This window comes from Singulisphaera sp. GP187, assembly GCF_900129635.1.
Taxonomy (GTDB): domain Bacteria; phylum Planctomycetota; class Planctomycetia; order Isosphaerales; family Isosphaeraceae; genus Singulisphaera.
In genome coordinates this window covers 4137015-4149276 of the sequence record NZ_FSRB01000001.1, presented here as the reverse complement: position 1 = coordinate 4149276, position 12262 = coordinate 4137015, and the positions used below count along the sequence as shown (strand labels likewise).

Annotated in this window: 8 protein-coding genes; all 8 read right to left on the bottom strand. The window is 65.3% G+C overall.

What is annotated here, in order from left to right; translation table 11 throughout:
• Window positions 1-200 precede the first annotated feature (200 nt).
• The 8 genes from BUS42_RS16025 to BUS42_RS15990 all read right to left on the bottom strand — a co-directional run bounded on the left by BUS42_RS16025 (window position 201) and on the right by BUS42_RS15990 (window position 12210).
• The gene (locus BUS42_RS16025; RefSeq protein ID WP_074307869.1) at window positions 201-3221 is read right to left on the bottom strand and encodes a hypothetical protein; all 3021 of its coding nucleotides are present in this window, start codon (window positions 3219-3221) and stop codon (window positions 201-203) included.
• A 54-nt stretch (window positions 3222-3275) separates the two neighbouring features.
• On the bottom strand, window positions 3276-3839 hold the full coding sequence (locus tag BUS42_RS16020) for a hypothetical protein (protein ID WP_074307867.1): 564 nt from the start codon (window positions 3837-3839) through the stop codon (window positions 3276-3278).
• Between the two features lie 40 nt (window positions 3840-3879).
• Window positions 3880-4839, bottom strand: coding sequence for an FtsH protease activity modulator HflK (gene hflK / locus BUS42_RS16015; protein WP_074307865.1), 960 nt, complete (start codon window positions 4837-4839; stop codon window positions 3880-3882).
• Window positions 4836-5840, bottom strand: coding sequence for a protease modulator HflC (hflC, locus tag BUS42_RS16010; RefSeq protein WP_074307862.1), 1005 nt, complete (start codon window positions 5838-5840; stop codon window positions 4836-4838). The genes hflK and hflC overlap by 4 nt, the downstream gene beginning before the upstream one ends.
• 54 nt (window positions 5841-5894) lie before the next feature.
• Window positions 5895-6446, bottom strand: coding sequence for a hypothetical protein (locus BUS42_RS16005; RefSeq protein WP_074307860.1), 552 nt, complete (start codon window positions 6444-6446; stop codon window positions 5895-5897).
• 40 nt (window positions 6447-6486) lie between these two features.
• The gene (locus BUS42_RS16000) at window positions 6487-9570 is read right to left on the bottom strand and encodes a cation-translocating P-type ATPase family protein (RefSeq protein ID WP_143206344.1); all 3084 of its coding nucleotides are present in this window, start codon (window positions 9568-9570) and stop codon (window positions 6487-6489) included.
• A 456-nt stretch (window positions 9571-10026) separates the two neighbouring features.
• Complete coding sequence (locus tag BUS42_RS42770; RefSeq protein WP_074307856.1) at window positions 10027-10533, bottom strand: ATP-binding protein; 507 nt, start codon at window positions 10531-10533, stop codon at window positions 10027-10029.
• A gap of 480 nt (window positions 10534-11013) precedes the next feature.
• Window positions 11014-12210 (bottom strand): HNH endonuclease, encoded by a 1197-nt coding sequence (locus BUS42_RS15990; RefSeq protein WP_074307854.1) that lies wholly within the window; start codon window positions 12208-12210, stop codon window positions 11014-11016.
• Window positions 12211-12262: the final 52 nt, after the last annotated feature.

Below are 12262 nucleotides of genomic sequence, written 5' to 3'. Positions count from 1 at the left end.
TCCCGTTGGGTGGGTACGGCCCGCTATCGTATCTTCAGCTTTGGCAAGGAGATAGGAATGGTGGGCTGTGCCCACCCTGCGGGACGAATCCGATCTTGGTCGCTGATTAATGGCGAAATGTTAATGGGTTTGTGGCGGGTTCGGCGAAGCTTTACGATCGGCGAGAAGTCTCGAAAAAGACCCCTCGCCCGATCGCTCGTTCAACGGCTCGCCCCGGTGTCGCCGAGGTGGACCCAGAACGGGCTGCCCCAGGCGAGCTCGCCGTTGGTCTGGAGGACTCGGACGTAGTACCAGCTCAAGCCGGCGGGGCGTTTCTCCTCGTCCTGCCACTCGAATTCGACCTGGGGCCGGTTGGGCTCGGTGGAGTAGGCGTATCGGAAATCCTTGATGATATCGACCCGGGCGATCGGGGCGGTTCCTTGAACCTTGATCTTGAGGCGGACCGGCCCGTCGGCGGTGAACTCGTCGCCCATGATGTGCTCGCCGCTGCGGACATCGAGGAGGATGTTGTCGGTCGCCCCGTAGCAATGCCGGCGCTTGAATGCGTCGAAAATGGCCTCGCGGGTCGAGTCTTCCGCAATCGCGATGGCGTAGCTGATGTGGGTTGAGATGTGGTCGCTCGACGCCTGGAACCCGAGCTTGTACTGCAAGGCCAGAGCATTCCAGACCATGCCGAGCGGTTTCCAGCCGCCGATCGCCTCGCCGGGCCGCCGGGCCACGCGCGGGGCGCCGAGGTACTCATAAGAGTTTCGGTGCCCCTGGAAAATCTCCACCATCGGCTCGAACTCCGGGTTGACGTCGCGCCAGTCCGTTCCCATCCCGGTCCCCGAGGTGTGCGAGGCGCAGAGGCCGTTGTGCTCCTTCAGATAGTCGTAGAGCATCGGGGTGTCTTCATCAACGACCCCGGTTTCGTCCACCAGCCGCGGTAGCGTTCGGATCCCGCGCTGGGCGAACATCACGTTGCGGTGGCCGTGAGGATAAGCATTGCTCCGTTCGTAGGTGAACATGCTCGTAAATTTTTCGCCGTTGTACAGGTCGGTGGTCTTCTGGACGAGCCACCAGGTGTACTCCTTGCCGCCGCCGTTGTCGTGGTCGGCGTTGCCCATCCAGTCGAACGAGGCGGCGTCGAGCGCGTACCGCCACATGTCTTCCAACGAGCCGTCGGAACCGCCGTCCATCGAGATCTCGGTGTGGCGGTGGAAGTCGCCGCGAATCAGCCGATAGGTTTTGCCGCCCGCCTGAATGCGATGGTCACGCATCCGGGAGACATCCGCGGACTCGTCGGGGTGAACGTCCGGCGTCTCGTCCTCCGCCGCGACGCGGTCGGTCGGAGTCGGGTCGACGGAGCCCCCTTTGGACAGCGGCGTGAGTGCGGCCACTTGCAGGTCTTCGTTGAACGCGGAGTCCGCTCCGCTCGGAGTCCCTTGGTGCGTCCAGAACTTTCGGTTCAGCTCGGGGTTGAACTCGACCTCGCGGCGGAGTCGGCCGTCGCTGCTATAGAACGCCAGGAGTGGGCCATCGCTTGGCGCGACCAGGGCGGGCCGATGATCGAGCAGGCCATCGCTCCGAGACAAAGGGAGCGGGGGCTCCCAGGCCTTGCCCGCCAGCGCGGTGACGTGCTCGACCCACAAGGCGCCGACGACCATGACGGCCGGTCCCCCCCAGATCGATTCTTGGCGGTGGCGGAACGCGAGCCAGATCCGGCCGTCGCGATCGAGGCTGATCCGAGGATAGCTGTTCATGGGTCGAAGCTCATCCGCCGCGTTGGCCAGCGGGTCGGGGGCGTCGAGCACCCGGTCGCCATCGACGCAACGGACCCGGACGGCCGCCGAGCGGTAGAGGGTCGATCCTTTGCCGTCGACGAGGTTCTCGGCGTCCTTGCCCCAGTTGGGATCGCGCTCTTCGTAGGCGACCCAGGCTCGGCCCCTCGGGTCGACGGTCAGGGTCGGCCTGGCCTCGTATTTCGCCGAGCCGGCCACGGAGACCAAACGCCCGCCGTCCGCCGTGCCCGACCAGAGGAGGACGTCATAGTTGCCGGCCCGGTAGCTGTCGAATGCGACGAAGATCCGGCCGTTCTTGTCGAATGAGAGCGACGGCGACCAGTCGTTTCTGGGATGGTTGCTGATATTCAGCGGTTTACTGTTGCTGTCGCCGTCAACCTCGGCGACCAGGATGTCGGCCTGTCCCTTGATCCAGGATTGCCAGGCCATCCAGACCTTGCCGTCGGGCGCTCGGGCGAGCACGACGTCGGTGTCCGTGCCGGGATTCGTCGTCAGCCGCTTGGTCTCGGACCACGACTTCTTCTCGGGGTCGTAGACCCGGCGGTAGAGGTCCCAGTTTCCCGCTTCGTTTTCGGACCAGACGACGATCACCTTGCCGGTGCGATCGACGGCCACCGCGGGCCGCCAGACGTCGAGCCCGGATTGGGTCACGTCGAGGGGTTCGTCCGCTTTCCCGTCGGCGAAGCGGAAGAGGCGGACCTGGTCGCCGCCCCCCTTGGGGGCATACTCGGCGAAGGTTTTGGGCCGCGAGGCGAAGGACTCGAGATCGCTGGGGCCACGGGCTTGGTGGACGACGAAAGCGACCCAGGCGGCTCCGTTGGCGTCGGCCGCGGCGGCGGGGAAGTCTTCTTGGTCGACGCTGTCGAGCAGCGTGACTCCGTCGGGAACCCGCTGGGCATTGGCCCTGCCGTCGAGGTAGGGGTGGGCCAAGCCGTCGGCCAGGTCGGCGAGCCTGACCTTGAAGACGCCGTGCTCGGTTTCGACGGAGAGCGTCGCGGTTGGGGGCGCCTTGAGGGAAACGATCACGCCGTTGGGTGTGATGTTCGGGCCGGGCGTTCCTGGACCCGTCTGCTTCTTGGCGGCCACCTGCTGCTGCTTCTTCTTGGCCGCGCCTTGCCCTGCCTTTTTGGCGGCCACCTTGCGAACGAGCAGGCTCTTCGCCTGCCACGAGTCGTTGCCGGTGACCTTGTCCCCCTTGCGGAAGCGATAGCCCTCCACCCCGAGAATTTCCCCTTGATCGACCTTGGCCTGGCCGCTCCAGGTTTGCCGCTGGCGGTCGCCGACGCCGAGCAAGAGCCGGACCGAGACCGTGTCGGGATCGAGCCGTCGAGCCGGGGCCTTCGGACGGGAACCGGCCTCCTCCTTCTGGGCCCAGACGGCCGTGACGCCGAGCATTCCGAGCAAGGTCAGACCGACGGGGAGCCATCGCCGGATTAACATGAAAAAGTCCTTGAGAAATTGGAGAGTGGGCCGGGCCCACCGTACAAGGTCAAATCAGGGCTCGGGAGCGGGCTCCTCGCCCGTCTCTTCCGAAGCACTCGGCGTCGTCTGAACGGGGACCCCTTCGGGGGCCTGGTAGTCGGCCTGATCGCCGAACCGCGCCTTGGGCTGGTGGCCGCGGATCGTTTCGACCTCGGTGACGAGCCAGCCCCTTGGTTTTCGGTCGATGCGGTACGTCTGTCGCTCGTTCCGGTCGGGATAGACGGTCTCGACGACGACCCTCGCGGTGTCGTCGCCGTCCGGCTCGGCGGCGAAGACGGCGTGGCTCTTGCGGGTTCGGGCCGCTTCGCGAAGGTCGGCGGCGAAGGCGTTTCGCCCGCGCTCGTCCACTTCACGTTCGAGCCGGCTCTTGATCGACCCATCGAACGACTCGAGGTAGTCGGCCACGTCCCCCTTCCCGGCACTCGCGAGCAGGGCATGCACTCGCGCTTCGGCCGGATTGGGCGATTCCGCCGCGAACTCGGCCGGCCCCTGGGCGGCGGGAGGGCGCTGGAGGCCCGACCAGGCCAGGAGGCCCATCAAGCCGACCGTAAGAATCGCCGCCATGAAACGTTTCATCGGCCCACTCCACCAGGTCGTACCGGGCGTCTGGTTGGGGTCATGGTCGGTTCGTGGCCGGATCGGGCTCGGCCTCGGCCCGGTTGTCATCGGCAATCAGGCTGATGTCGATCTCTTGGCCGGGAGCGACGATCATCTTGCGGTGGAATCGGGGGAGCAGTGTGGCCAACGTTTCGAGGTAGAGCCGTCGGCGCGTCGCCTCCAGAGACTTGCGGGATTCGACCAGGACCTTGGTGAAGCGGTCGGCCTCCCCCTTGGCGACCTGGACGAGGCGGTCGAACCGGGCGGCGGCGCGGTCGCTGATCTCGCGGGCCTGCCCCTCGGCGTCGGCCCGGGCGCGCTCGGCGTATTCCTCCGCGCGGGTGACGGCCTGGCGCAGGTCGCTACGCGCCCGCGCGGCGTCGGCGAACGCCGGCGCCACCGGGACCGGAGGCGCCACGCGGCCGAGGCGAACCGCCCGGATCGAGACGCCGAGTCCTTCGTCGTCGGCCTGCCCCTGGATCGAGCGGAGCATCCGGTCGGCCACCTCGGCGCGGCCGGTCGTCAGGACATCGTCGATCGAGCGGTCGGCCAGGGCGCGGGTCAGGGCCGATTGAGCGGCGGCCGCCAACGCCTCGTCCACCGAGCGGGCGGCGAACAGGTAGTCCACGGGCTTGAGCACGCGATACTGCACGATCGCCTGGGCCGAGACCAGGTTCAGGTCGCCGGTCAGGACGTCCTCCGCATCGGCGCTGGGGGCTTGGGCCAGAGGAGCGCCTTGCGACCCTCGCGTGCCGACGGCCAGGGTTCGCGTCTGGCCGGGCTTGAGGCGGTCGAGTCGGTCGAGGCCCGCGGGCAAGCCCCAGTGCAGGCCCGGTTCCCACGGTTCGGGGAGCACGGCCCCAAACCTTCGGACGACCCCGACCTCGTCCTGCTGGATCACGGTGAGGCCGGTCAGCAGGTAGCCGGCGAGGCCGAGAGTGAGACCGAGAGCGGCGGCGATGCGGATCGAACGCTTCATGGCTTCGTCTCCGAGGCCGGTGCTGGCTCGGTCTCCGGCTTTGGGGCGGTCTGCGCTGTCCGTGCGACGGACGGCGTCGGAACCGGAGCCGGGTTGGCCACGCCTCGGGTCAGGAGCCTGAGGAAGTCGCTGTCGGCGGCGAGCACGAGCGTCGTCTTTTGATCGAGCGCGGCGCGGTAGGTTTCGAGGGTCTTGAGAAACTGATAAAACGCGGGGTCGGCGGCGTGGGCCGCATTGGCGATCCGGGTCGACTCGGCCTCCCCCTCGCCCACCACCCGCGCGGCCTCGGCTTCGGCTTCGGCGACCGTCTTCGCCCGCTCGAGGTCGGCTGCGCTCCGGATCGTGCGGGCCTTGCTCTCCCCCTCGGCCCTTGTCTTCGCCGCCACCTTCTTCCGCTCGCTCCGGATCTGCTCGAAGACCGCCGACCGGACCTCCTCCGGGTAGTTGAGCCGGCGGAGCCGGACGTCGACGACTTGCAGGCCGTACTCTTTCCCCGCTTGGTCGGCGACTCGAGCGGTCACGTCAGCCATCATTGCGTCGAGCGCCGAGCTGCGATCGACCCGGACCAGGCCGGCGAGGTCGTGGCCGCCGAGCTCGGCTGCCAGGACCGACGCCGCCATGTCCTCAACCCGCGCCGAGGCGTCGGGCAAGGTGCGAACCGAACGGAGGAACTTCTCGACATCGGTGATGCGCCAACTTACGTACCAGGCGATCTCGAGGTTCTTCTTATCCTTCGTGAGCATCTCACGCGGGGGGGGAGAATCGAGCTGGAGCCGCTTGTCGAAGCCACGCCGGCTCTGATAGGGCCACTTCCAGTGCAAGCCCGGTGTGTCGATCAGCCGCACCGACCGGCCGAACTCGGTCACGTAGACCGCCTCGGTCTGGTCGACGATGAGGACCGACCGGGCGAACGCCACGAGGACGATAAGGCCGAGAAATAAGGCAAGAATCATGGGCCAGCGCGGCAAGCTGACCGGTCTCGATTCGATGGGCTGATGCATGGCGCCGATCCTCTCCACTCAGACACGAACCTCTGATTCCGCCTCGGTGGCACGTTATTGCCAGATACTCAGGACATACAAAACAAGGAGCTGAAAAACTGCAACAATTAAAACGATTATGAAATTAATGTATGCAAAAATAATATTGTTGATATTTGATGCGATTCTCCGAGTCCTGGGGGTCGGTTTCTTTTTGTCGACGATGATCGTCCTGACGAAGAGAGGCAGGACGACGCCGACTGCGAAGCTAAGCTGGAGCCAGTATCTCATGAGCCGAGTGAGCTTCGACTCCCAGATCCAGGCAGCCGTCAGGACCATGAGGCAACAGATGGCAATCTGTATGAAAGTTTGTTCGAGGGTAAGCCTGCCCCAACACCCGATGGCGACGGCGTTCAGGCAGATTCCGAGGATGACGATCGTGGGGACATCGACGTGTACATTAGACGTCGATGACGCCTTGAGGAGCCGCCAGAGTTCCGAGAAGAGGGCGCTGGCCATGGCCGCCGTGAGGACGGCGATCATCATCGTCCTCATCGTCAGTCGGAATCGGCCAGGGAGGACGTTGGGCTCGAGTTCCATAGGAGGGTCGTCCATGGTGTCGCTCATTGCATTTCCAAACGAGCTTGCGCCCGTCCCATCCTCGAAATCAATCTTCGGGTTCCTGGTCGGTCCTATCCACGGGCGCTGGTGCCAGGGCACGTCCCAGTCCGAGGCGTTCGGGGTCGGCCATCCAGACCTGACGGCGGCCGCCGGCTCGGGGGTCGAGGATCAGCTTGGAGCGGCCGGCGAAGGTGAGGGCCAGGGTGTCCCACAAGAGCCGGAACTCGGTCAGGTCGGGCCGGTCCGCGTGTGCGGACTGGCGTGCGAGGAAGGCGTGACGGTCCCCCTCGGCGCGGCTCTGGAGCCGGCGGGAGTCGATGGCCGCCGTATCGCGCAAGGCTTGCGCTTCGGCCAGGGCACCCCAGTGCTGCTCCGAAGCAAACCCCTCGGCATCATTGCGGAACCGTGCGGCGTCGGAGACGGCCGCCGAGACGTCGCGGTAGGCCGGCACCACCTCACGAGGCGGGTGCGCGTCCATTACCCGGACCCGGTCGATCGCGACCTTCAAGCCAGCCGCGGCCAGCCGGTGCTGAAGCAGTCCGGCCGTCTGCGACTCGAAGTCGCGGCGCCCTCCGACCAGGATCGCCTCCAACTCCGACCGCCCGACCACCTCACGAAAGACCCCCTCGGCCGCCGCGGTCACGCTCGCCTCGATCGCGGCGACGTTGAACAAGAGGTCGGCCACCCCGTCCTCGGTGTAGCGATACTCGACGACCCCCGCGAGCTCGACGAGGTTCTCGTCGCCGGTGAAGAACAAGGCCGACTCGTCGCGTCTCGCCCCGTGCGAGGCGTTCCAGGCGACCGGTCCGCCTGTATTCGAGGCCGGGCCAATCCGGGCCACACGCACCAGGTCGGGCTCGACCTTGATCACCGTCTCGCAAGGCGCGGGGAGCCCGAAGTGCAGGCCGGGGCGGAGCAGGGGACCCTGGAACCGGCCGAACCGCTGGCGCACCCCCACCTGATCGGGGCCGATGACCGTGATCCCGGAGCCGAGGTAGGCCACGACCAGCCCCGCTCCGATCGCGCTGGTGACCGTGCGACGGTGGGCCCAAACCCAGCCCGAGACAGCCGATGGCCGACAGCGTCGGCAGACCGCCCGGATCCGGCCGGCCCCGCGGACGATGCGAAGCTCCCCCCAGCGATCGAAGCCCAGCAGCCGGAGCGCATTCAGCAGGACGAGGAGCGAACCCACCTGGTGAAAGATCGCCGCGCCGACCGGCCCCAGCAGGCGGAGGCCGGCCAAGGCAACCGCGACGCCATTGACACCAAAGGCAAAGATCAGGATGTTCTGACGGATGATCCGCACTGTCTGGCGCGCGAGCCGGATCGTTTCGGGGAGCGGCTCCAGCGGGTCTCCCATCAGGATCACCGAGCCCGCCTCGGCGGCGATGTCGGTGCCGACCCCGCCGAGTGCGAGTCCGACGTCCGCCAGGGCCAGCGCGGGGGCGTCGTTGATCCCGTCGCCGATCATGGCGACGACCCGTCCTTCGTGCTGGCGGCGGCGGACCCACTCGGCCTTGTCCGCGGGCGTGAGCTCGGCCTCGAACTGCTTGATATGAACCTTCTTGGCCACGGCGAGGGCAGGGGCCGGGCGGTCGCCGGTCAGGATCGTCAGGTCGCGAAGCCCGAGATGCTTCAACTCGTGGATGACGTCGTGCGCCTCTCGCCTGACGCGGTCGCGCGCTCCGATCGCCCCGATCAGATCGCCGTCGACCGCGACGAGCAAGGCGGTCTGGCCCGAGCGATCGAGCAAGTCGATCGCCTGTTCAGCCTCGGCCGAGAGGGGCACCCCGCGCTCGCGGAAGAGCCGCAAGTTGCCGACCAGGACCTCGCGCTCGCGGCCGTCGGACACGACCCGGGCTGCGACCCCCGCCCCCGGCTGCGCCTGGAACTCCTCGAGTTCGAGGGGGTCGAGGTCGAGCTTGTCCGCCTCGGCCACGACCAGGCGGGCCAGCGGATGCTCGCTCGGCCGTTCGGCCGCGGCGGCCAACCAGAGCAACTCGTCGGCGTCGAACAAGGGGTGGAGCACAACCCGGTCGCCGAGCTCGGGCCGTCCCTCGGTCAGCGTGCCGGTCTTGTCGAACGCGAGCGTATCGACCCGAGCCAGCCGTTCGAGCGCGGCCCCTCCCTTGACCAGGACCCCGCGCCGCGCGAGCCGGGCCGTCGCCGCGAGCACGGCCGCCGGGGTGGCCAAAACGAGGGCGCACGGGCAAGTCACAACCAGCACGGCCAGGGCCGGCATCAGGTCGAGGCTTGGTCGTTCGCCGAGCTTTCCCCAGCGCCAGAGCGGACCGAGGTTTGTGAACAGAAAAACAACCGTCGCCGCAGTCAGGACGGCGGGCAAGAAGCGGCGGGCATAACGGTCGGCGGTCCGTTCAAACGGGGATCGTTTCGCTTGGGCTTCGCCCATCAGGCGAATCACCTGCCCCAGAGTCGTTTCGGCCCCCACCTTGTCCACGCGAACCTCGAGCCGGCCGAACTGGTTGACTGTGCCGGTGTAGACCGAGTCGCCTTCCCCCTTATCGACCGGGAGCCCCTCACCGGTCAGCACCGCCTGATCGACGGCCGAGCGCCCGGCCCTGACCGTCCCGTCCGCGGCGATCCGCTCGCCCGGCCGGACCACCAGCAAGTCCCCGACCCCGAGCGAATCGGCCGCCACCTCAACCTCTCGGCCGTCGCGGATCACCCGCGCCGTGCGGGGCCGATACTCCAAGAGCTTCTGGATCGCCTGCTGCGCCCGTTCGAACGTGAACGCTTCCAGGCACTCACCGACCAGAGCGATGAACACCACCTCGGCCGCCACAAAGTATTCGCCCAGCAGCCCCGCCGCCACGCACGCGACCGCCAGCGCAATATCCGCGCCGATGCGTCCCTCGAAGAGCGCGGCCAGGGCGAGGTAGACCACCCGCCCGCCCCCGACGATCGCCGCCCAAAGCGACAACGAGACCCCGAACGGCCGGCGAGATTCACTGCCCCAGACCCCCATGACGAGGTCTGCCCCGAGCAAGAGCCCGACGAGCACCGTCGTCGCCACCAGCCAGCGCAGCTCGGCGCCGTGGTCATGGTGATCATGCTCGGCCGGATGCGTATGGCCGAACGCCATCTGTGCGGGCTGATATTCTCGATGCAACGCGTTTCCTCACCGCCGCCTAACTATCTGCAATGCCGATCGTTACGACACGATACATGGTTGGCGGCCTGGTGCCAACACTTGTCCTGATTGCGTCGCCTGGTTGGTCGGCTCCGAATATCGTCGGCGGGCCGGCGGAAGTATGCAACCCTCTGGGGCAGGCTCCTTGAGGATGTGTCGGCTTGTAGAGCGTTGAATTGTTGCTGTGTGAGTTTGTCGAATGCGATCCTGCGGTGTCGAGTTGCGAACCTGCCGGCTCCGAGTCGGAAGGATTGCTCCGGCTGGCTTACTGTGGCTGCTCCAGGCACTTGGGTGTGGCACATGACCATCACATGATCGCCGACCACGCTGGAATGTCGCAAGTGACCTTCTGGAAAGTACTTCTGTTTGATTTTGCTCAGGCATGTTCCCCGTGTTGTCGGGCTTCCGTCACATGGCCGTCACATGAGGCCCCTCTCAGGCCCAGAACGGCACGTATGTCATGAACCGCTTGCTCGTCTTCGGATCGAACGCCTTTACCAGACCTCCGGCCACCGTGTCTCGGATGATCCGAGAGACTGCGGCGTAGTTTTGCGGTTCGACGCCCAGTCGCTCTCGCAACGAGGCGTTCGTCATCCTCTTCCCGGAAACGTAGCAGAGGCAGGCGTGCTGATAGTAGGCTCGGATACGGTCCTTCGAGTCCATGTCCGTCACTTTGCGATAGGCATAGAGGGTTGCCTTAGTGGACCCTGGCTGCATCGTCGAGATCGCAGTGAAGTCGGGTGCCGGGAGTTGGAAGGCTTCGATCGCCGCCACCACCTTGTCGATGCCGGTCCCACCCTCCTCGCAGATGTTCATCCTCCTCATGAGAGCTGCCAAGTCCTCGTTGCGGGACCGAGGAGGCGTGTCGATGAAGCGGAGCGTGTCCACGAGGGGCTCGCCCGGGTTGGAGATCTCCAACCTGTCGGCGAAGATCTCCACCATTGGCCCAGTCCCGTGACCGTGAAGTCCTGGTGGATGAGGGCGTTGGCGACCAGTTCCCGGATCGCCTTTTCCGGGTACATGCGAACCTCGGTGCGGAACGCCTGGCCGATTGGCTCGTTCTGAGGTAACTGAGAATTGATGAAGGCCACCGCTGCCTCGAAGGCGACGGCATAGCCCCGTTGGGAAGGCGGGTCACGCCACTCCCGCTCCGTCTCGGTGCGGCCCGAGCCCTTGTACTTGATGATTCTGATCGCCTTGCGGCCGATCCGATCGAATTTGCCGAGTCCCTTGGCGAAGAGAACCGCACCCACGTTGGATAGCGGATTCGCCAGAAGATCAACATGCCGATCCCCAATCGATTCCGAACTTCCCGGTGACGACGGCATTGGCAGATGGATTATTGCAATGCATGTTATTCAGTTAATGTGGATTTGTTTGTGTTCTGTGTTGCGGGTCTGGGGCAAAACTTGCTATGTCGTTTCAGGATCGAGGCACGGCAAGCAGACCTTCCAGCGGTCGCACCTGATTCCCGATGTGAACCATGATATGACAGTTGGCACAGAGCACGGCGAGATCGGACAGTTTTGTTAGGCTCGGGCGAGTGCGGTCTCCCAGTGGCTTGAGGTGGTGAACTTGGGCGTAAGCACGGCCGATGTCACCATAGACTTTGAAGAAGTCGAATGTGCAGACATGGCAGGGGAGTCGTCCGTCGTTAGCTTGCTTGACCTCGGCTATCTTGCTGTCCCGAAGCCACCGCTCCCTTGCCCGGTGCCTGCTCATAGCCACCCGCAACTCACCCTCAATCGCCCCGTCTTGGCCAACATCGCTGAGATCGGATTGATAGAAACGCATGTGGTCTGCCCAGAGTCGCTCTAGTTCCTCGCACCCTCGCTTAATCTGTATGCCGGATGCCGGAGTCATCCAGTTGACCGAGGCGAGGGCACCCACTTGGAGTTTCACCAGCGGAAGGATCTCGTCCGACTCCGGATTCAGAATCCGCTCGAAGCGGACATCGACGAGGAGGGCGGTGGCGCCCTGGCTCTTGCGGCCCTGGTCCCAATGAGGACCTTCGTAGGACGTCGAAGTCGCCCAGCCTGCCGCCACGATTCCTTTTGGCTCGACTCCTTGTCTCAAGAGGAAGAGACGGTCGCCAACCCGGATTCGCTTTGTGCTCCCGCAACTCCATCGATGATCGACCGGACGACCTTCGGCCGTCGTGCCAACCTCGTTCTCCAGACTGGCCCAGGACCAGGTGTTGGGGTTCCAGGTGAGCAAATACGTAGCGAAGGACGACGCGGCCGGTTCCAAGATCAGAGCCATGACCACGTCATCTCGTCCCGCTTTCCGTTGTTTCTCGTCCAGGAACTTGCGATCTCGGGTCGTCTCCTTGACTTGAAAGTAGCCCTTGAAGATCCAATCATTCGATGCCTGCTTGAGGAAGACCGGGATTGGTTCCTCCTGCTTTTCCAGGATCCTTGCTTTCTTCTCAACCGGATGCACTACGCCATTTTCGTCCCCACCGACCAAGATCACCTCAGGCGCATCAGGGTTCGATTCCCACGAGAAGCAGCCGCAGACGATCTTGCCGTCCTTCTGAGGGAGGTACGAGACTTTTTCCCCGCCGAGTTGCTCATGAATGTGGTCCCGTGTGTATGATTCGTCAACGATGAATGGCATGGGATTCAGTCCAACCTCGAGTTGAAAAAATCGCCCGGTCTCTCGGCGGCCC